20 protein-coding genes are annotated in these 20,420 nt (G+C 61.1%); 12 read left to right on the top strand and 8 right to left on the bottom strand.

Annotation, left to right across the window (positions count from 1 at the left end; all coding sequences use genetic code 11):
* Positions 1 to 61 precede the first annotated feature (61 nt).
* The 3 genes from betC to AB4O40_RS17685 all read left to right on the top strand — a co-directional run bounded on the left by betC (position 62) and on the right by AB4O40_RS17685 (position 4,273).
* The gene (gene betC, locus AB4O40_RS17695) at positions 62 to 1,576 is read left to right on the top strand and encodes a choline-sulfatase (RefSeq protein WP_409078213.1); all 1,515 of its coding nucleotides are present in this window, start codon (positions 62 to 64) and stop codon (positions 1,574 to 1,576) included.
* A gap of 16 nt (positions 1,577 to 1,592) precedes the next feature.
* Positions 1,593 to 2,513 carry a choline ABC transporter substrate-binding protein gene (choX, locus tag AB4O40_RS17690; protein ID WP_056726753.1) on the top strand — a complete coding sequence of 307 codons (921 nt, stop codon included), beginning with the start codon at positions 1,593 to 1,595 and terminating at the stop codon, positions 2,511 to 2,513.
* A gap of 191 nt (positions 2,514 to 2,704) precedes the next feature.
* Positions 2,705 to 4,273: a SulP family inorganic anion transporter gene (locus tag AB4O40_RS17685; protein WP_056726754.1), complete on the top strand. Its 1,569-nt coding sequence runs from the start codon at positions 2,705 to 2,707 to the stop codon at positions 4,271 to 4,273.
* 78 nt (positions 4,274 to 4,351) lie between these two features.
* On the opposite strand, the gene aroE is transcribed toward AB4O40_RS17685, so the two are convergent.
* A complete protein-coding gene (aroE, locus tag AB4O40_RS17680) occupies positions 4,352 to 5,173 on the bottom strand; it encodes a shikimate dehydrogenase (RefSeq protein WP_056726755.1) in 822 nt (273 codons plus the stop codon).
* A gap of 13 nt (positions 5,174 to 5,186) precedes the next feature.
* Positions 5,187 to 6,101: an oxygen-dependent coproporphyrinogen oxidase gene (hemF, locus tag AB4O40_RS17675; RefSeq protein WP_223542689.1), complete on the bottom strand. Its 915-nt coding sequence runs from the start codon at positions 6,099 to 6,101 to the stop codon at positions 5,187 to 5,189.
* 163 nt (positions 6,102 to 6,264) lie between these two features.
* On the opposite strand from hemF, the gene AB4O40_RS17670 reads away from it, so the two are divergent.
* Positions 6,265 to 7,242 (top strand): NADPH:quinone reductase, encoded by a 978-nt coding sequence (locus tag AB4O40_RS17670; RefSeq protein WP_056726756.1) that lies wholly within the window; start codon positions 6,265 to 6,267, stop codon positions 7,240 to 7,242.
* A gap of 151 nt (positions 7,243 to 7,393) precedes the next feature.
* Here the strand turns inward: AB4O40_RS17670 and AB4O40_RS17665 are convergent, their stop codons facing one another.
* From AB4O40_RS17665 to AB4O40_RS17655, 3 genes are all read right to left on the bottom strand, one after another.
* On the bottom strand, positions 7,394 to 7,951 hold the full coding sequence (locus AB4O40_RS17665; protein WP_056726757.1) for an L-threonylcarbamoyladenylate synthase type 1 TsaC: 558 nt from the start codon (positions 7,949 to 7,951) through the stop codon (positions 7,394 to 7,396).
* A gap of 54 nt (positions 7,952 to 8,005) precedes the next feature.
* Positions 8,006 to 9,112: a DNA-processing protein DprA gene (gene dprA, locus AB4O40_RS17660; protein ID WP_460053767.1), complete on the bottom strand. Its 1,107-nt coding sequence runs from the start codon at positions 9,110 to 9,112 to the stop codon at positions 8,006 to 8,008.
* 81 nt (positions 9,113 to 9,193) lie between these two features.
* Positions 9,194 to 10,018 (bottom strand): hypothetical protein, encoded by an 825-nt coding sequence (locus AB4O40_RS17655; protein WP_056726759.1) that lies wholly within the window; start codon positions 10,016 to 10,018, stop codon positions 9,194 to 9,196.
* A gap of 184 nt (positions 10,019 to 10,202) precedes the next feature.
* Here AB4O40_RS17655 and def point away from each other — a divergent pair, with 184 nt between their 5' ends.
* The 5 genes from def (at position 10,203) to AB4O40_RS17630 (ending at position 14,936) form a co-directional block, all read left to right on the top strand.
* Positions 10,203 to 10,709 (top strand): peptide deformylase, encoded by a 507-nt coding sequence (gene def, locus AB4O40_RS17650; RefSeq protein WP_056726760.1) that lies wholly within the window; start codon positions 10,203 to 10,205, stop codon positions 10,707 to 10,709.
* Positions 10,710 to 10,778: 69 nt separating this feature from the next.
* Positions 10,779 to 11,738, top strand: coding sequence for a methionyl-tRNA formyltransferase (gene fmt / locus AB4O40_RS17645; RefSeq protein WP_409078212.1), 960 nt, complete (start codon positions 10,779 to 10,781; stop codon positions 11,736 to 11,738).
* Positions 11,735 to 13,045: a 16S rRNA (cytosine(967)-C(5))-methyltransferase RsmB gene (rsmB, locus tag AB4O40_RS17640; RefSeq protein WP_409078211.1), complete on the top strand. Its 1,311-nt coding sequence runs from the start codon at positions 11,735 to 11,737 to the stop codon at positions 13,043 to 13,045. Before fmt ends, rsmB begins: the two co-directional genes overlap by 4 nt.
* A 22-nt stretch (positions 13,046 to 13,067) precedes the next feature.
* On the top strand, positions 13,068 to 14,444 hold the full coding sequence (trkA, locus tag AB4O40_RS17635; RefSeq protein WP_056726763.1) for a Trk system potassium transporter TrkA: 1,377 nt from the start codon (positions 13,068 to 13,070) through the stop codon (positions 14,442 to 14,444).
* Between the two features lie 174 nt (positions 14,445 to 14,618).
* The gene (locus AB4O40_RS17630) at positions 14,619 to 14,936 is read left to right on the top strand and encodes a tetratricopeptide repeat protein (protein ID WP_177336489.1); all 318 of its coding nucleotides are present in this window, start codon (positions 14,619 to 14,621) and stop codon (positions 14,934 to 14,936) included.
* Here AB4O40_RS17630 and AB4O40_RS17625 read toward each other — a convergent pair whose 3' ends face one another.
* From AB4O40_RS17625 to AB4O40_RS17615, 3 genes are all read right to left on the bottom strand, one after another.
* Positions 14,937 to 15,176: a PilZ domain-containing protein gene (locus AB4O40_RS17625; protein ID WP_056726765.1), complete on the bottom strand. Its 240-nt coding sequence runs from the start codon at positions 15,174 to 15,176 to the stop codon at positions 14,937 to 14,939.
* 72 nt (positions 15,177 to 15,248) lie between these two features.
* Entirely contained in the window at positions 15,249 to 16,136 is an 888-nt protein-coding gene (locus tag AB4O40_RS17620; protein ID WP_008045719.1) for a lysophospholipid acyltransferase, read from the bottom strand.
* Between the two features lie 40 nt (positions 16,137 to 16,176).
* A complete protein-coding gene (locus AB4O40_RS17615; protein ID WP_056726766.1) occupies positions 16,177 to 16,734 on the bottom strand; it encodes a DNA-3-methyladenine glycosylase I in 558 nt (185 codons plus the stop codon).
* Between the two features lie 81 nt (positions 16,735 to 16,815).
* On the opposite strand from AB4O40_RS17615, the gene glyQ reads away from it, so the two are divergent.
* Genes glyQ through gmhB form a run of 3 tightly spaced genes read left to right on the top strand, consistent with a single transcriptional unit; the run spans position 16,816 to position 20,364 of the window.
* Entirely contained in the window at positions 16,816 to 17,769 is a 954-nt protein-coding gene (gene glyQ, locus AB4O40_RS17610) for a glycine--tRNA ligase subunit alpha (protein WP_003187265.1), read from the top strand.
* A complete protein-coding gene (gene glyS / locus AB4O40_RS17605) occupies positions 17,766 to 19,820 on the top strand; it encodes a glycine--tRNA ligase subunit beta (RefSeq protein ID WP_008045717.1) in 2,055 nt (684 codons plus the stop codon). The genes glyQ and glyS overlap by 4 nt, the downstream gene beginning before the upstream one ends.
* Before the next feature lie 4 nt (positions 19,821 to 19,824).
* Positions 19,825 to 20,364, top strand: a complete 540-nt coding sequence (gene gmhB, locus AB4O40_RS17600) for a D-glycero-beta-D-manno-heptose 1,7-bisphosphate 7-phosphatase (RefSeq protein WP_177336487.1) — start codon at positions 19,825 to 19,827, stop codon at positions 20,362 to 20,364.
* Positions 20,365 to 20,420: the final 56 nt, after the last annotated feature.

Below are 20,420 nucleotides of genomic sequence, written 5' to 3'. Positions count from 1 at the left end.
GGGTTTCATTCTCGAAACCAGCACTCTCGCATAAACATCCACTATGGAATGCCGCGATCACATGAAGCGCAAGAACATTCTTTTCATCATGGCCGATCAAATGGCTGCGCCAATGTTGCCGTTCTACGGCCCATCGCCCATCAAACTGCCTAATCTCAGCCGCCTCGCCGCACAAGGCGTGGTGTTCGACTCGGCTTATTGCAACAGCCCATTGTGCGCGCCCTCGCGTTTTACCCTCGTCAGCGGCCAGTTGCCGAGCAGGATCGGTGCCTACGACAACGCCGCCGATTTCCCCGCCGACGTACCGACCTACGCCCACTACCTGCGCCGCCTCGGCTACCGCACCGCCTTGTCGGGCAAGATGCATTTCTGCGGGCCAGACCAGCTGCATGGCTACGAAGAACGCCTGACCAGTGACATCTATCCGGCTGACTACGGCTGGGCAGTGAACTGGGATGAGCCGGACGTGCGCCCGACCTGGTACCACAACATGTCGTCGGTACTGCAAGCCGGCCCGTGCGTGCGCACCAATCAACTGGATTTCGACGAAGAGGTGGTGTTCAAGGCCCAGCAGTACCTGTTCGACCATATTCGCGAGGACGGCGACCAGCCGTTCTGCCTGACCGTTTCCATGACTCACCCACACGATCCGTACACGATTCCCAAGGCTTTCTGGGATTTGTACGACGATGCAGACATTCCGCTGCCTGTAACCCCGGACCCGCATGACCTCGACCCGCACTCGCAACGTCTGCTCAAGGTCTACGACCTGTGGGACAAGCCGCTGCCTGTGGATAAAATCCGCGACGCCCGCCGCGCCTATTTCGGCGCGTGCAGCTATATCGACAGCAACGTCGGCAAACTCCTGCAAACTCTCGAGGATACCGGGCTGATTGATGACACCATCATTGTGTTTTCCGGCGACCACGGCGACATGCTCGGCGAGCGCGGCCTCTGGTACAAAATGCACTGGTATGAAATGGCTGCTCGGGTGCCGCTGCTAGTCAGCGCACCAGGGCAGTTCGGTGCCAGCCGGGTCAGCGCCAGTGTTTCCACGGCGGACCTGTTGCCAACCTTCGTCGAACTGGCCGGCGGCTCGCTGGAACCGGGCTTGCCGCTGGACGGCCGCTCGCTGGTCCCGCACCTGCAAGGGCAGGGCGGTCACGACGAGGTGTTTGGCGAATACATGGCCGAAGGCACCGTCAGCCCGTTGATGATGATTCGCCGCGGTGCCTACAAATTCATCTACAGCGAAGACGACCCTTGCCTACTCTTCGACGTACAGAATGACCCTCGCGAACTGGAAGAACTCAGTCATTTGCCGCAACATCGCCAGTTGTTCGACGATTTTCTCGTCGAAGCGCGGGCCAAATGGAACATTCCGGCGATTCACCAGCAGGTGCTCGCCAGCCAGCGGCGCCGACGCTTCGTGGCCGAGGCGCTGACCCTCGGCAAGCTGAAGAGCTGGGATCACCAGCCACTGGTGGACGCCAGTCAGCAGTACATGCGCAACCACATCGACCTCGACGATCTGGAGCGTAAAGCACGTTATCCACAACCCTGCCAAAACCAATAATGTTAAGGGGAAGTCCATGCAAAGGTTATCCACAGTACTGACGGTCGGGCTCCTGGCTCTGGGCAGTGCATCGGCGTTTGCCGATCAGAGTTGCGAGACCGTGAAAATGGCCGACCCGGGCTGGAGCGATATCGCCGCGACCAATGCCATCACCGGGTTTCTGCTGGACGGTATGGGCTACAAGGCCAAGGTCGACACCCTCGCGGTGCCGATCACCTTTGGCGGGCTGAAGGATGGCCAGGTCGATGTATTCCTGGGTAACTGGATGCCGGCGCAGCAGGGCTTCTATGACAAGTTCGTCGCCAACGGCGATGTCACGCAATTGGCGAAGAACCTCGACGGCACCGAATTCACCCTCGCTGTTCCGGACTACGTGTGGGACGCGGGTGTGCATAACTTTGCCGACCTGAACAAATACGCCGACAAGTTCGACCACAAGATCTACGGCATCGGCTCCGGTGCTCCAGCGAACATCTCCCTGCAAGAGATCATCAAGAAAAACGATTTCGACATGGGCCAGTGGAAACTGGTCGAGTCCAGCGAGCAGGCGATGCTGGCGGAAGTGTCCCGCGCGGTGAAAAAGCAGAAATTCGTGACCTTCCTCGGCTGGACGCCGCACCCGATGAACGTGCAGCTGAAAATGCACTATCTGAAGGGTGGCGAGAAATACTTCGGTGACACCGGCAGCGTACATACCCTGACCCGCAAAGGTTATGCACAGGCCTGCCCGAACGTTGGCAAACTGCTGAGCAACCTGAGCTTCACCCAGGACATGGAGAACAGCATCATGGCCGAGGTGGTGAACAAGAAAGTCAGCAATGCCGACGCAGCCAAGGCGTGGATCAAGGCCAACCCGGCGGTGTTGGATAAATGGCTCGATGGAGTGAAGACCGTGGACGGCAAGGATGCGCTGCCAGCGGTCAAAGCGAAACTCTGATGATTACCTGTGGCGAGGGAGCTTGCTCCCGCTCGGCTGCGCAGCAGACGCAATCCGGTTACCTCGATGAGTCAGACACATCGTGATTGCCCTTTTGGGACCGCTACGCGGTCCAGCGGGAGCAAGCTCCCTCGCCACAATGATCGCGTTGTCCTGCTACCCTTGCGCAAAATCCCCAACCGAGAGGCCCCATGGCCCTGCCAAGCCGCCATTCACTCTTCCCCTTCCTCACCTGGCTGCCCCGGCAAACCCGCGCCAGTGTCGGTCGCGACCTGATCGTTGGCCTCAGCGGCGCGATTCTCGCGTTGCCGCAATCCATTGCCTACGCACTGATTGCCGGCCTGCCGCCGGAATACGGCCTGTACGCCGCAATCATCCCGGTGTTGATCGCTTGCCTGTGGGGCTCGTCGTGGCATTTGATCTGCGGTCCTACGGCGGCCATCTCCATTGTCTTGTACGCCAGCGTCAGTCCTCTGGCCGTTCCTGCGTCGCAGGACTACGTCATGTTGATCCTGTTGCTGACGTTTCTTGCCGGCCTCTTTCAGTGGATGCTGGGATTGCTGCGCTTTGGCGCACTGGTGAATTTCGTCTCGCATTCGGTGGTGCTCGGCTTCACCCTGGGTGCCGCCGTGGTGATTGCCATCGGTCAATTGCCTAACCTGCTGGGACTGGACTTGCCCAGTCAGGCTACCGCGCTGGATAGCTTCATCACCTTGTTGCGCCATCTCGGCGAAATGGACAAGCCTTCACTGGCACTGGGGCTGGCGACGGTGGTGGTGGGCGTGATCCTCAAGCTGCTGCTGCCACGCTGGCCGACGCTCTTGATCACCCTGGTTCTCGGCGGCTTGCTGGTTTGGCTCTGGCCATCAATGTTCGGCCATGTGCAACTGGTCAGCGCCTTTACCGGCAAACTGCCGCCCTTCAGTCCATTGCCGCTGGACCTTGATCTGATCCTGCGCCTGCTGCCCAGCGCGGTAGCGGTAGGAATGCTCGGGTTGGTCACCAGCCTGTCGATTGCCCGCTCGATCTCCGCACGTTCGCAGCAATTACTCGACGCGAACCAGGAAGTTCGTGCCCAAGGCCTGTCGAACATCGTCGGTGCGTTTTTTTCCGGATCACTGTCAGCCGGCTCCTTCACTCGCTCAGGCCTGAGCTATGAAGCGGGGGCCTGTTCGCCACTGGCCGGGATTTTTTCGGCATTGTGGGTGGCGCTGTTTGCGATCTTCGGCGCGAGCCTGATCGCGCACATCCCGATTCCGGCCATGGCCGGCAGCATTCTGTTGATCGCCTGGGGGCTGGTGGACCATCGCGGCATTCGCGCGTTGTTGCGGGTCAGCCGCGCCGAATTCGTGGTCATGGCGCTGACCTGCGTCGCCACCCTGCTGCTGGAATTGCAGACGGCAATCTACGCCGGTGTGCTGGCCTCGCTTTTTTTCTACCTCAAGCGCACATCGCAACCACGGGTGCAGCATGTGCGGGATGGCGAGGAAGACATTCTGCGGGTGGGCGGCTCGATCTTTTTCGGCGCCAGCCATTACCTGCAAGTGCGCCTGCAACGCATGCACGGCGCGCGCGTGGTGATCGAGGCGCAGCAGATCAACTTCATCGACTATTCAGGAGTGGAAATGCTGCACCAGGAAGCGCGGCGCCTGCTTCGCCAGGACCGCAGCCTGACCTTGCGCCGAGCCCGGCCGCAGGTGGTGGAAGAGTTGAGGAAGCTGGAAGGGGCACAGAAGTGCCCGATCCGGTTTGAAGATTAAAGAGATCGCTGCCTTCGGCAGCTCCTACGGGTTGTGTGATCACCAGTAGGAGCTGCCGAAGGCTGCGATCTTTTGACTTTAAAGGGCCAGTTGCCGGCGAAGCTCAGCCAATACCGGCGCTGTATCCGGGCGTACACCGCGCCACAGAAAGAAGGCCTCGGCTGCCTGCTCGGCCAGCATCCCCAAGCCATCCATCACCACTGCCGCGCCGTTTTCGCTGGCCCAGCGGCAGAACGAGGTCGGCTCCTTGCCGTACATCATGTCGTAGCACACCGTTTTGCCAGGCTCGATCAGGCTGGCAGCAATCGGTGGCACATCGCCGGTCAGGCTCGCCGACGTCGCGTTGATGATCAGGTCCACCGACTCCCGTAACCAGTCGTAGCCACTGGCCGAGACCGGCCCCAGATCGCAGAACAGTTCCGCCAGCAACTCGGCCTTTTCCACCGTGCGATTGGCGATGATCACCGATGCCGGCTGCTCGGCCAGCAACGGCTCCAAAGCACCGCGCACCGCGCCGCCAGCACCGAGCAGCAGGATGCGTTTGCCTTTGAGGCTGAACCCGGCATTGACCGTCAGGTCGCGCACCAGCCCGGCACCGTCGGTGTTGTCGCCCAGCAAACTGCCATCGGCCAGTTTGCTCAGGGTGTTCACCGCGCCCGCCCGCTGCGCCCGTGCCGTCAGGCTGTTCGCCAGCCGATAGGCTTCCTCCTTGAACGGCACCGTCACATTGGCGCCACGCCCTTCGAGGAAAAACGTCCGGGCACAGGTGGAAAAGTCGTCCAGTGGCGCCAGTAGCGTGTTGTAGTCCAGCTTCTGCGCGGTCTGCTCGGCGAACAAGCGATGGATCAACGGCGACTTGCTGTGGCCAATCGGGTTACCGAATACGACATAACGGTCCATCAGGATTCCTCGTTCAGGCTTCGGCCAACCAATCGCGGTCTTGCAGGAAGTACTCGGTCAGGCGCGCTTCTTCGCTGCCGGGCTCGGCCTTCCAGTCGTAGGCCCAGCGCACTTGCGGCGGCAGCGACATCAGGATCGACTCGGTACGTCCGCCCGATTGCAGGCCGAACAGCGTGCCACGGTCATAAACCAGGTTGAACTCGACATAGCGCCCACGGCGGAACTCCTGGAATTCCCGCTGTTTTTCGGTGAACGCATCGTTCTTGCGGCGCTGCACGATGGGCAGATAGGCGTCGATGTACGCATCACCGATGGCGCGCATGAAGGCGAAGCTGGTGTCGAAATCCCACTCGTTCAGGTCGTCGAAAAACAACCCGCCGATGCCACGCGGCTCGTGACGATGCTTGATGTGGAAGTAGCTGTCGCACCAGGCCTTGTAACGCGGGTAGACGTCCGGGCCGAACCGCGCACAGGCCTGCTCGGCGACACGGTGCCAGTGGATGCAGTCTTCTTCGTTGCCGTAATACGGGGTCAGGTCGAAGCCGCCGCCAAACCACCAGACCGGTTCTTCACCTTCTTTTTCCGCGATGAAAAAGCGCACGTTGGCGTGGGAAGTCGGCACGTGCGGGTTGTGCGGGTGAATCACCAGCGAAACGCCGAGGGCTTCGAAGCCACGGCCGGCCAGTTCCGGTCGATGAGCGCTGGCAGACGGTGGGAGACCGCTGCCGAAGACATGGGAAAAGTTGACGCCGCCCTTTTCAATCACCGCGCCGTTTTCTATCACGCGGGTGCGACCGCCACCGCCCGCCGGCCTGGTCCAGGCGTCTTCGACGAATTGCGTGCCACCGTCTTCGGCCTCCAGAGCGGCGCAAATACGGTCTTGCAGGTCGAGCAGGTAGGCTTTTACGGCCTCGGTGCGGGTCGTCATGTCATCACCTTGAATCGGGCAAAACAACGCGGCGCTCCATTGGAGCTCAGCCTGCGCAAATGGGCGCGTAGCATACCATCGCAAGTCACCCCGCCGCAGTTGACGAAGATCAAGCTTAGGAGTCCGATAGGGAGCTTGGTAAAACGACCTATGGAGAGTTCTGATGGCAAAGCGTATCCAGTTCCGCGCCCATGGTGGCCCCGAAGTGCTCGAATATGTGGATTACCAGCCCGCCGAGCCAGGTCCGAAGGAAGTGCGCGTGACCAACAAGGCCATCGGCCTGAACTTCATCGACACCTATTACCGCAGTGGCCTGTACCCACCACCGTCCCTACCGTCGGGTGTCGGCTCGGAAGGTGCAGGCGTGGTCGAGGCGGTGGGCAGCGAAGTGAGCCGCTTCAAGATCGGCGATCGCGTCGCCTATGGCAGCGGCCCTCTGGGCGCCTACAGCGATCTTCACGTCTTGCCCGAGGCTAATCTGGTGAAACTGCCGGACGCCATCAGCTTCGAACAGGCCGCCGGCGTGATGCTCAAGGGCCTGACCGTGCAGTACCTGCTGCGTCAGACTTATGAACTCAAGGGTGGCGAAACCATCCTGTTCCATGCCGCGGCCGGCGGGGTCGGTTCCCTGGCCTGCCAATGGGCCAGAGCCTTGGGCGTCAAGTTGATCGGCACCGTCAGCTCGGCGGAGAAGGCCGCGCTGGCCAAGGCCAACGGCGCCTGGGCGACCATCGACTACAGCCATGAAAATGTCGCGCAACGCGTGCTGGAATTGACCGACGGCAAAAAAGTCCCGGTGGTGTACGACGGTGTTGGCAAGGACACCTGGCTGACTTCACTCGATAGCGTCGCGCCACGCGGGCTGGTGGTGAGTTTCGGCAATGCGTCCGGCGCGGTCGACGGTGTGAACCTGGGGATCCTGGCAGGGAAAGGCTCGCTGTACGTAACCCGGCCAACCCTGGGCACTTATGCGAACAACGCCGAGAACCTGCAACGCATGGCCGACGAGTTGTTCGAGATGATCATCGGCGGCAAGCTGACCGTGGACATCAGCCAGCGTTATCCACTGGCTGACGCGGCGAAGGCGCAGACCGAGTTGTCGGCGCGGCGCACGACGGGTTCGGTTGTTCTGCTGCCATAACCCTCTGTGGCGAGGGAGCTTGCTCCCGTTGGGCTGCGCAGCAGCCCTGCATTCGGCAACTGTGTAGTTTCAGTTATAACGCGCCTGCAGTTTTTGCGGGCGCTGCGCACCCGAACGGGAGCAAGCTCCCTCGCCACATGTCCATCCAGCTTTAGTCCGGACGCACAACCCTGCCGGTCGCCAGATCACGAATCACGCTCGGGTTCTTGCGCCCGCCCAAATTGCCACCCAGCACCAGATCCACCTGGCCACGGAAATACTGCTCGACGCGAATCCTCGTACGCGCCGCCGGACGTCCCTGCGGGTTGGCCGACGTCGACACCAGCGGCCCGACCAGCGCGCACAAATCCCGCACCTGAGGGTGATCGCTGACCCGCAGCGCCACGGTTTCATGCACGCCGGTAATCCACTCCGGCAACAGGTTCTGGTGCGGCACCAGCCAGGTGTTCGGACCCGGCCAGGTGCTGGCCATGCGGTCCATCCACAATTCGGGGAAGTCTTCGAAAAGGAAATCGAACTGACGGATGTTGTCGGCGACCAGAATCAGCCCCTTGTCCACAGACCGGCCCTTGATCAGCAGCAGACGTTCCACCGCTTCCTCATCCCAGGGGTCGCAACCCAGGCCCCAGACTGCTTCGGTTGGGTAGGCAATCACCGCCCCGGCGCGAATTGCTTGCGCGGCTTGTTGCACACGCCAACTGTTGACCATGAAAAACACTCCAGAATTAGGCTCTGCGCAGTTTACCGATCTTGTTTATAAAACCTAGCTCACCCGCGCAAACCAGCGCCCGCATTCGCACACGGCGCGGCCATCCATTTCCAGTTCCGTCAGCGCCGCCAGCACTTTCGGCAGGGCCCAGCCGCTTGCGTCGGCCAGCGCTTCACTGGTGTGAGGCGCGGCATGCAGCAGCTTCAGCAGTGGGTGAGTCGTTGCAGGGATGCAGGTTTCTGTGGATAACGACAGTCGTTGCCAGCCGCGCAAGGCTTCGAGGATATGTTCGATAGTTTCCACCAGCACCGCACCGTCCCGAATCAACTGATGACAGCCGCGGGCACCGGGGTGATGGATCGATCCAGGCATCGCAAACACCTCGCGCCCCTGTTCCGCCGCCAGCCTCGCGGTGATCAGAGAACCGCTGGCGACACTGGCTTCGACCACCAGCACCCCGAGAGACAAACCACTGATGATCCGGTTGCGCCGGGGGAAGTTGCCGGCGCTGGGGCCTGCATCCAGTGGAAACTCCGAAAGCACTGCGCTGCCCGACGCGATCATGGCGTCCGCCAGGCGTCTGTTTCGCTGTGGATAAAACTTCTCGAGCCCCGTGCCGAGCACACCAACTGTTTGCCCACCGACGTCGAGCGCGGCCTGGTGCGCGGCGGCGTCAATGCCCAGGGCCAGGCCGCTGGTAATGACAAAACCGGCACCGGCCAGGCTGCGGGAAAACGCGGCAGCGGTGTCCATTCCTGGCCGGGACGCGCGACGGCTGCCGACCATCGCCAGTTGTGGTTTTTCCAGAATGCCCGGATCGCCCGCGACAAATAACAGCGGCGGTGCATCGCTGATTTGTGCCAGCAGTGCCGGATAGTCCGGTTGGTCCCACATCAGTAAATGCTGGGCCGGATGCTCCAGCCAGGCCAATGCATGACTGGCGCCGTCACGGATCTCGGTGCTACGCCTGGCCTCGGAACAGGCCAGTGGCAAACCCAGCGCGCGCCAGGCACTGGCCGGTGCGCTGATCGCTTTTGACGCCGAGCCAAAGGCTTCAAGCAGCTTCTTGAAACGTGCCGGACCGAGTTCCGGCAAGCGGTGCAGACGTAATCGAGCTTCCAGTTCCGCGGGGGAAACCGGTGTAACAGTAGGCAGCGACATGGATCATCCTTGATCGTAATAAGCACCCGTACAAACGGGAATAAGCTGTGGATAACTCTGTTGGTAACTTGTGAAGCTCTCTTACGGATTTCGCACCTTGTCCATCACCGACAGCGAGCGCGAAGCGCTGAGCACCAGCCCATAGCTGAGCTTGTCGTAGGTACGGAAAACCATCAGCAGACCAGCGCGCTCATCGGGAATTTTCAACGGCTGACCGGTTATCCGGTCGCGCACGGTTTCGCCGGTCTTCATCACCGCCAGCAGATTGCCTTCGGCCAGGCCGTCGCGCTGCCCCTTGTTCAGTGTTACCACGTCCAACTCGCCGATCTGCGTGACCCCACGCGGCACATCGATGATCAAACCGTTGATTTCGTGGCTCGGTGTGCTGGGCGTAAAGGTCGAGTTGATCGCGCGCTCCTCACCGCCGAACAAGCGATCGCCGAGGCGGACCTCCTGGGTTGTGCGTTGCAACTCCAGGGTGGCGACCTCACCTTCGATGGCCACGACCTCGCCGCCGCCGATGTCATCGGCGTTGATCCCCAGGATTTCCTTGCTCTGCGGATCGGTGTAGACCTTGCCTTGGCGGAAGATGCCGTACGCCGGTTGCGCCGGATCGAAATGGCCGCGGGCAAAAATGCGGTCACCCGCGCCACTGAGCACGCGCTCGGCATCGCCTGCGACGATGTAGGGCGCCTTGTCGAAATCCTCGGCCTTGTCGACGATGCGGTTGCTCAGCAAAAAGCTGTTGATCGATTTCAGCGCAATACCGGGGATAGCCTCGGTTACCGGGCTGCTACGCACCTGAGGCGACAGCTTTATGGTGGGAATATCTTCCCGAAGTTGCACTTGCCCGTAGGCCAGACCGGCCGAGGCCAGTAGCAGCAGGGCGAGTAGTGATTTCCTCATGCGGTGAATCCCTTTATTATGTGCGTTCGCGTGAAACGCCAGAGCCATCAGAGGCTCGCTCCCTGCTTGCTTATCAAGACTTGCTTGTCAACAAAAGGGAGCTACGTTTTACAACGGTAGCCTGCATCTTCGGACCGCCAGGCCATCGACCCGACCTTACTTCACACGTGCACTAATCAAGCTTATGGCCATTTTAAACATCCTCGAATTCCCTGATCCGCGTCTGCGCACTATCGCCAAACCAGTGGCCGTAGTGGACGACGAAGTGCGTCAGTTGGTCGACGACATGTTTGAAACAATGTATGAAGCGCCTGGCATCGGCCTCGCCGCTACCCAGGTCAACGTGCACAAACGTATCGTCGTGATGGACCTCTCCGAAGACCGCAGCGAACCGCGAGTGTTCATCAACCCCGAATTCGAACCCCTGACCGACGAGATGGAGCAATACCAGGAAGGCTGCCTTTCGGTACCGGGCTTCTACGAAAACGTCGATCGCCCGCAAAGGGTCAAGGTCAAGGCGCTGGACCGCGATGGCCAACCCTACGAACTGATCGCCGAAGGCCTGCTCGCGGTGTGCATCCAGCATGAATGCGACCACCTCAACGGCAAATTGTTCGTTGATTACCTGTCGACGCTCAAACGCGACCGCATCAAGAAGAAGCTGGAAAAACAGCATCGCCAAAACGCTTGATGCCCTCCTTCAAAGGCTTGCCGCGGCAAGCCTTTTTCTTTTCAAGATGCTTTGCAATAGAGAACACCCATGACTGAGCCACTGCGCATCGTCTTTGCCGGCACCCCCGAATTCGCCGCCGAACACCTCAAGGCCCTGCTCGACAGCCCTTACGAGATCGTCGCGGTCTACACCCAACCGGATCGTCCGGCCGGTCGCGGGCAAAAACTGATGCCAAGCCCGGTCAAGCAACTGGCGCTGGAGAACAATATCCCGGTGCTGCAACCGCCGACCCTGCGCAACGAAGATGCCCAGGCGGAACTGGCCGCGCTCAAGCCGGACTTGATGGTGGTGGTCGCCTACGGCCTGATCCTGCCGCAAGTGGTGCTGGATATTCCGCGCCTGGGTTGCATCAACAGTCACGCCTCGCTGCTGCCGCGCTGGCGTGGTGCGGCGCCGATCCAGCGCGCCGTGGAAGCGGGGGACGCCGAAAGCGGCGTGACCGTAATGCGCATGGAAGCCGGCCTCGATACCGGGCCGATGCTGCTCAAGGTCGCCACGCCGATCAGCGCCGAAGACACCGGTGGCAGCCTGCATGATCGTCTGGCCGAAATGGGCCCGCCGGCCGTGGTCCAGGCGATTGCCGGCCTCGCCGCCGCAACACTGGAGGGCGAAGTGCAGGACGACAGCCTGGCCACCTATGCGCATAAATTGAACAAGGACGAAGCACGCATCGACTGGAGTCGCCCGGCGGTTGAGCTGGAGCGTCTGGTGCGTGCCTTCAACCCGTGGCCGATCACCCACAGCACCTTGAACGGCGAAGCCCTGAAAGTGCTGGCCGCAAATCTGGCTGAAGGCAAAGGCGCCCCGGGTGAAATCCTTAGCGCCAGCAAGGACGGTCTGATCGTCGCCTGCGGCGAGCAGGCCTTGTGCCTGACCCGTCTGCAATTGCCCGGCGGCAAGGCGCTGAACTTCAGTGACCTGTTCAACAGCCGCCGTGAGAAATTCGCCACCGGAACGATCCTCGGTCAAGCGGCGGACGCTCAATGAATCCGCGTTTGGCCGCCGCCAAGGCACTCGCCGCAGTCCTGAGCGGCAAAGCCTCGCTCAACAGTTCGCTGCCAACACAAATGGACAAGGTCGACGACCGTGATCGCGGCTTCACCCAGGACCTGGCATTCGGCACCGCACGCTGGCAGCCACGCTTGTCCGCGCTGGCGGCCAAACTGTTGCAGAAGCCGTTCAAGGCAGCCGACGCCGATGTCGAAGCGTTGCTGTTGGTCGGTCTCTATCAATTGCTCTACACCCGCGTCCCGGCCCACGCCGCCATCGGCGAAACCGTCGGTTGCGCCGACAAGCTGAAAAAGCCTTGGGCCAAGGCATTGCTCAACGCTGTGCTACGCAATGCTCAGCGCGAAAGCGAAACGATTTTCGCCGAGCTGGAACGTGATCCGGTGGTGCGCACCGCCCACCCGCGCTGGTTGCAGAAATCCCTGAAGGCGTTCTGGCCCGAGCAATGGGAAGCCATTTGCGCCGCCAACAATGCGCATCCGCCGATGATTCTGCGGGTCAACCGTCGTCATCACAGCCGTGATGCCTATCTCGGATTGTTGACCGACGCCGGTATCGCCGCGACGCCATGCATTTATAGCCGCGATGGCATCGTGCTCGAAGCCGCCACCGACGTGCGCGGCCTGCCAGGCTTCGCCGAGGGCTGGATCAGCGTGCAGGACGAGGCCGCGCAACTGGCTGCCGATCTGCTCGACCTCGCGCCAGGCCAACGGGTGCTGGACGCCTGCTGCGCACCGGGCGGCAAGACCTGCCACATCCTCGAAGCCGAGCCAAAACTGGCCGGCGTCGTGGCCGTAGACCTTGAAGCCAAGCGACTGGTACGAGTGCGGGAAAACCTCGAACGCCTGAAACTGAGCGCCGAACTGATTGCCGCCGACGGTCGCGACACTCAGGCGTGGTGGGACGGCAAGCCGTTCCAGCGCATCCTGCTGGACGCGCCATGCTCGGCCACCGGCGTGATTCGTCGTCACCCGGACATCAAGCTGACCCGCCAACCCGACGACATCGCCGCGCTGGCGCTGCTGCAGGGCGAGTTGCTCGATGCCATGTGGAAAACCCTGGAAGTCGGGGGCATCCTGCTGTACGCCACCTGTTCCACGCTGCCGACCGAAAACACCGAAGTCATCGAAGCCTTCCTCGCCCGAACGCCGGGTGCCCGGGAACTGGACCTCGCCACGGCGGCCGGCATCAAGCAGCCCCATGGTCGCCAGTTGCTGGCCCAGGAAGGTGGCCACGATGGTTTCTACTACGCCAAGCTGATCAAGATCGCCGCCGCTCGCGGTTAAATGGATTCAATGGAGTGACTGGATGAAAATCATCATCCTTGGTGCAGGGCAGGTCGGCGGTTCGCTGGCCGAACACCTGGCCAGTGAAGCCAACGACATTACTGTGGTCGACACCGATGGCGAGCGCCTGCGCGACCTTGGTGACCGCCTGGACATCCGCACGGTACAAGGTCGTGGCTCATTCCCGACCGTGTTGCGCCAAGCCGGAGCGGATGACGCCGACATGCTGGTCGCGGTGACCAACAGCGACGAAACCAACATGGTCGCCTGCCAGGTCGCCCATACCCTGTTCCACACCCCGACCAAGATCGCCCGGGTTCGCGAAGCCGCGTACCTGACCCGCGAAGAGCAGCTGTTCCAGAACGAAGCGATTCCGGTGGACGTTCTGATCAGCCCGGAACAAGTGGTCACCAACTATATAAAGCGCCTGATCCAGCACCCCGGCGCCTTGCAGGTGATCGACTTCGCCGAAGGCAAGGCGCAACTGGTGGCGGTACGGGCGTACTACGGCGGGCCGCTGGTGGGCCAGCAACTGCGGCAGTTGCGTGAACACATGCCGAACGTGGAAACCCGCGTCGCGGCGATTTTCCGTCGTGACCGGCCGATCCTGCCCCAGGGCGACACGGTGATCGAGGCCGACGACGAGGTGTTTTTCATCGCCGCCAAGGCGAATATTCGCGCGGTGATGAGCGAAATGCGCCGTCTCGACGAAACCTATAAACGCATCGTCATCGCCGGTGGCGGGCAGATTGGCGAGCGTCTGGCCGAGGCCATCGAAAGCCGTTATCAGGTGAAAATCATCGAGATGAACCCGGCGCGCTGCCGTCATCTCTCCGACACACTGGACAGCACGGTAGTGTTGCAGGGCAGTGCTTCAGACCGCGACCTGCTGATGGAAGAGAACATCGCCGACGCCGACCTGTTCCTGGCGCTGACCAACGACGACGAAGCCAACATCATGTCATCGTTGCTGGCCAAGCGACTGGGCGCGAAGAAGGTGATGACCATCATCAACAACCCGGCCTATGTCGATCTGATCCAGGGCGGCGACATCGACATCGCCATCAGCCCGCAACTGGCGACCATCGGCACCTTGCTGGCCCACGTGCGCCGAGGCGACATCGTCAGCGTGCACTCACTGCGCCGGGGTGCGGCGGAGGCCATCGAGGCGATTGCCCATGGCGATGCGAAATCGAGCAAGGTGATCGGCAAGGCCATCGAGAACATCGGCCTGCCGCCAGGCACCACCATCGGTGCGATTATCCGCGACGAAGAAGTGATCATCGCCCACGACAACACCGTGATCGAAGCGGGCGACCATGTGATTCTGTTCCTTGTGGATAAAAAGCATATTCGCGATGTGGAGAAGCTGTTTCATGTGGGGTTGAGCTTCTTCTGATCCGGATTTTTCGGCGATCAGACTGGCCTCATCGCGAGCAAGCTCGCTCCCACAGGGTTCTCGGTCGTACACAGCATTTGTGTTTCTGAAGATCAACTGTGGGAGCGAGCTTGCTCGCGATAGCGGACTTCCAGATACCGGATATTTTCCTGACACACCTCAAAAAGGAATCCACTGATGATCGAATCCCTGGAAAAAATGCTCGCCAAGGGTGTGGATAACTCATTGCTGCGCTTCGGCCTGGGCAAGGGCTATCTGGATCTGGGGGAAAACGCCAAGGCTGCGGAGCATTTCCAACGCTGCGTCGAATTCGATCCGAAGTATTCGGCGGCATGGAAACTACTGGGCAAGGCCCATCTGGCGCTGGCGGACTTTACGGCCGCGCGCCAAGCCTGGGAGCAAGGTCTGGAAGCCGCTCGCGCCCATGGCGACAAGCAGGCCGAAAAGGAAATGACGGTGTTCCTGAAGAAGCTCGAGCGTCAGGCGTACTGATCAGAGATAACGCAAACCGATTCCCTCGGCATCCACCTGCACTACTTCCATACGCACCCGCGGCGCGCCTGTGGGTAAGCCCTGCACCTGACCGTAAACCACCGCGCCTTTGGGCAAAGTCGACAACCCCGGATGCTTGACGTAAACGCCGGTGGTCGACAGGTTGCGCGTCTGCCCCAGGCAATCGCCAAAGCTTTCGTGACTGATCTTGATGCGGAATGACTTGCGGTGTTCGGACATCTTCTGCGCCCTTGAGTGAACGGTTGTGGATAACCCCGAGTCCAGGGTCATCCACAGATCATGCCAATCGATTCAATACCAACGCTCTTCACCCGGCGGACGCTTCTTGAAGCGCTTCATGCTCCACATGTACTGGCTCGGGTATGCCCGCACATAGCGCTCGACCACCTGGCTCATGGCCGCGCAGGACTGCGCGGTATCGGTGCTGTACATGGCCTCTGGCGCAGCTTCAAGGATCACTTTGTAGCCGGAACCGTCCGGCAGGCGCAGGGCATGCAGGAACACGCCGACCGCTTTGCCGCCGGCCAGCATGTTCGGCACGAACTTGCTGGTCAGCGCCTGGGTGGCGAAGAACGGCACGAAGATCCCGGCGGATTCGGACGGTTCCGGGTCAGCGGGAATGCCCACTGCACCACCTTTGCGCACTTCCTTGATGACGCTGAGGATGCCTTCCTTGGTGGAAGCGGCGACTTTGTTACCCAACTGCACCCGCTGCTTTTGCAGCAATTCATCCACCGCTTTCAACTTCGGCGGGCGGTAGAAAATGATCGGTTTGCACTGGCTGCAATAGAAGTGGTTCAGCACTTCCCAGTTGCCCAGGTGGCTGGTGATACCGACCACGCCTTTGCCGGAGGCGAGGGCGTCCTTCAAGATGTCGAGGCCTTCAACCTCGCGCACCAGGTCGATGGAGCGCTGGGCCGGCCAGATCCAGGCGCAGGCGCTTTCGGTCAGGGACTTGCCGATGTCCTTAAGGCTCTGTCCGACTAAACGTTCGCGCTCGGCGGGGTCCATGTCCGGAAAGCACTTGGACAGGTTGATCCGCACCACGTCGCGGGAACGGTTCGGGGTTTTCCACATGACCCAGCCAATCGCCGAGCCGACGGCCTGCACGGCCCGCCACGGAAGCAGGGCAAACAGCCGCAGAGCGCCTACCAGCAAGGCGCCTTTCAACTTATCCACAGGTCACTCCTGATTTTGTGCTGTGCGCGAGGCGGCCATTCTAACCGCCGTTCGCCAACTGCGCGTAGCGGTCGCAGTCCCGGGTGTGATCCATCACCATGCCCGAAGCCTGCATTAGCGCATAGCAAATGGTCGGCCCGACGAACGTGAAACCGGCTTTTTTCAGGCCTTTGCTCATTTCCACGGCGATCGGCGTCACGGCCGGGACTTCACTGCGATCCTTGAAATGATTGATCACAGGCACGCCACCGACGAACGACCAGAGAAACGCCACCGGGTCCTCCAGCGCCAGCCAGGCCTGGGCATTGCGCCGGGCCGCGTTGAGCTTGAGGCGGTTGCGGATGATGCCGGGATCGAGCATCAACTCGTCGATTTCGGCATCGCTCATCTGCGCCACGCGCTGGACATCAAAGCCGAACATCACCTGGCGATAGTGCTCGCGTTTGCGCAGCACAGTGATCCAGGAAAGCCCGGCCTGGAACCCTTCGAGCAAAAGCAACTCGAACAAACCCTGCGCATCGCGTAGCGGCGTGCCCCACTCCTGATCGTGATAAGCCATGTACAGCGGATCTTCGGAACACCAAAAGCAGCGTGGCATAAGGCTCCAGGGGGCGTGCGCAGCAATGAATCGGGTATACTCCCGCTCTTTAAATCGCAGCCCAAGAAACAGGTGAATTTCGTGAGCCAGCCTACGCCAGCCGTGCGTACCTTCCAAGACTTGATCCTCGCCCTCCAGCAATACTGGGCCGAGCAAGGTTGTGTGGTACTTCAGCCCTACGATATGGAAGTAGGCGCCGGCACTTTCCACACCGCAACGTTCCTGCGCGCCATCGGCCCGGAAACCTGGAACGCTGCCTACGTGCAGCCAAGCCGTCGTCCGACTGACGGCCGCTACGGCGAAAACCCGAACCGTCTGCAGCACTACTACCAGTTCCAGGTGGTCCTCAAGCCGAACCCGGACAACTTCCAGGAACTGTACCTGGGCTCCCTCAAGCACGTCGGCCTGGACCCGCTGGTCCACGACATCCGCTTCGTCGAAGACAACTGGGAATCGCCGACCCTCGGCGCCTGGGGTCTGGGCTGGGAAGTCTGGCTCAACGGCATGGAAGTGACCCAATTCACCTACTTCCAGCAAGCGGGTGGCATCGAGTGCTACCCGGTGACCGGTGAGATCACCTACGGTCTCGAGCGTCTGGCCATGTACCTGCAAGGCGTGGACTCGGTCTACGACCTGGTCTGGGCTGACGGTCCGTTCGGCAAAGTGACCTACGGCGACGTGTTCCACCAGAACGAAGTGGAGCAGTCCACTTACAACTTCGAACACGCCAACGTCGACAAGCTGTTCGAACTGTTCGATTTCTACGAAAGCGAAGCCAAGCGCCTGATCGAACTCGACCAGCCGCTGCCGTTGCCGAGCTACGAAATGGTGTTGAAGGCTTCCCATACCTTCAACCTGCTGGATGCGCGCCGGGCGATTTCCGTGACTGCGCGTCAGCAATACATCCTGCGTGTACGCACCCTGGCGCGTTCCGTTGCGCAAGCCTACCTGCTGGCTCGTGCCAAGCTGGGCTTCCCGATGGCGACCCCGGACCTGCGTGATGAAGTACTGGCCAAGCTGGAGGCTGCACAATGAGTGCTCTGGATTTTCTGGTTGAACTGGGCACTGAAGAACTGCCACCCAAAGCCCTGAACACCCTGGCCGAGGCATTCCTCGCCGGTATCGACAAGGGCCTGCAAGCTGCCGGCCTGAACTACGAGAGCAAAACCGTTTATGCCGCCCCGCGCCGCCTGGCCGTGCTGATCACCGCACTGGCCACCCAGCAGCCGGATCGCAGCATCAACCTCGACGGCCCCCCACGTCAGGCCGCGTTCGATGCCGAAGGCAACCCGACCCAAGCGGCACTGGGCTTTGCCAAGAAGTGCGGCGTCGACCTGAGCGAAATCGATCAGAGCGGCCCGAAACTGCGCTACAGCCAGAGCATCGCCGGCAAGGCGACCGCAAGCCTGCTGCCGACCATCGTCGAAGATTCCCTGAACGACCTGCCGATCCCGAAACGCATGCGTTGGGGTGCGCGCAAGGAAGAGTTCGTTCGTCCGACCCAGTGGTTGGTGATGCTGCTCGGTGACCAGGTCATCGATTGCACCATCCTCGCCCAGAAGGCCGGCCGCGACTCCCGTGGCCACCGCTTCCATCACCCGGAAAACGTGCGCATCGGTTCGCCGTCCAGCTACCTGGCCGACCTGCGTGCCGCCTACGTTCTGGCCGACGCCAACGAGCGTCGCGAGATCATCAGCAAGCGCACCGAAGAGCTGGCCACCCGTCAGGAAGGCACGGCAATCGTTCCGCCAGCCCTGCTCGATGAAGTGACCGCGCTGGTCGAATGGCCAGTGCCGCTGGTGTGCTCGTTCGAGGAGCGCTTCCTCGACGTGCCGCAGGAAGCCCTGATCACCACCATGCAGGACAACCAGAAGTACTTCTGCCTGCTGGACGCCGACGGCAAGTTGCTGCCACGTTTCATTACCGTGGCCAACATCGAGAGCAAAGACCCACAGCAGATCATCGCCGGTAACGAGAAAGTGGTTCGTCCACGCCTGACCGACGCCGAGTTCTTCTTCAAGCAAGACAAGAAGCAGAAGCTCGAAGACTTCAACCTGCGCCTGCAGAACGTGGTGTTCCAGGAAAAACTCGGCAGCGTCTACGACAAGGCCGAACGTGTTTCCAAACTCGCCGCTTACATCGCAGCGCGCATTGGCGGCAACGCTTCGTGGGCTGCTCGTGCGGGCCTGCTGTCCAAGTGCGACCTGTCGACCGAGATGGTCGGCGAGTTCCCGGAGATGCAAGGTGTCGCCGGTTACTACTACGCCCTCAACGATGGCGAGCCGGAAGATGTCGCACTGGCCCTGAACGAGCAGTACATGCCGCGCGGTGCCGGCGCTGAACTGCCTAGCACCCTGACCGGTGCGGCCGTGGCCATCGCCGACAAGCTCGACACCCTCGTGGGTATCTTCGGTATCGGCATGCTGCCGACCGGCAGCAAAGACCCGTACGCCCTGCGCCGTGCCGCACTGGGCGTGTTGCGTATCCTGATCGAGAAGCAACTGGATCTGGACCTGAACGACGCCGTGGCCTTCGCTGTGAATGCATTCGGTACCAAGGTCAAGGCAGCCGGCCTGAACGAATCGGTACTTGAGTTCATCTTCGACCGCCTGCGTGCCCGCTACGAAGACGAAGGTGTCGATGTCGCGACCTACCTGTCTGTACGTGCCCTGAAGCCGGGCTCGGCCCTGGACTTCGACCAGCGCGTGCAAGCGGTACAGGCCTTCCGCAAACTGCCGGAAGCCGCCGCCCTGGCCGCCGTGAACAAGCGCGTGTCGAACTTGCTGAGCAAGGTCGAAGGCTCCGTTCCGACAGTCGTGGAGGCCAAGTACTTCGACAACGCCAACGAGTTCTCCCTGTACTCGGCGATCCAGCAGGCTGACCAGGCTGTACAGCCAATGGCCGCCTCGCGTCAGTACAGCGAATCCCTGGCACGCCTGGCTGCACTGCGCGAGCCGGTGGATGCGTTCTTCGAAGCTGTGATGGTCAACGCGGAGGACGCAAAAGTCCGCGCCAACCGTTATGCGTTGCTGGCGCGTCTGCGTGGGTTGTTCCTCGGCGTCGCCGACATTTCGCTGCTGGGCTGAGGGATTGCTGTTGAAACTGCTGATTCTCGATCGGGACGGAGTGATCAATTACGACTCCGACGCTTACATCAAGTCGGTGGAGGAGTGGATTCCACTCCCCGGTTCGATCGAAGCCATCGCGCAGTTGAGCAAGGCCGGCTGGACGGTAGCGGTCGCTACCAACCAGTCGGGTATCGCTCGCGGCTATTACGACCTCGCCACCCTGGATGCCATGCACGAGCGCTTGCGCGCGCTGGTGGCGGAGCAGGGCGGTGAAGTCGGCCTGATCGTCTATTGCCCGCACGGGCCGGACGAAGGCTGCGATTGCCGCAAGCCGAAACCCGGGATGCTGAAAACCATCGCCGCTCATTACAACGTGTCGCTGACCAATCTCTGGTTCGTCGGCGACAGCCTTGGTGACCTGGAAGCCGCCAAAGCCGTCGATTCACAGCCAGTTTTGGTAAAGACCGGGAAAGGCGAAAAGACTCAGGGCTTGACCCTTCCGGTTGGCACATTGATTTTTGACGATCTGGCGGCGATTGCCGCAGAACTTATCCACAATTAGAGTGCTTCTGAATTTCCTGGCAAAGGATTGATCAGGAGTGCGCTTTATACAGGCGG

The organism is Pseudomonas sp. S2_F07, assembly GCF_054668325.1.
This window is presented reverse-complemented; position numbering and strand designations above follow the sequence as displayed.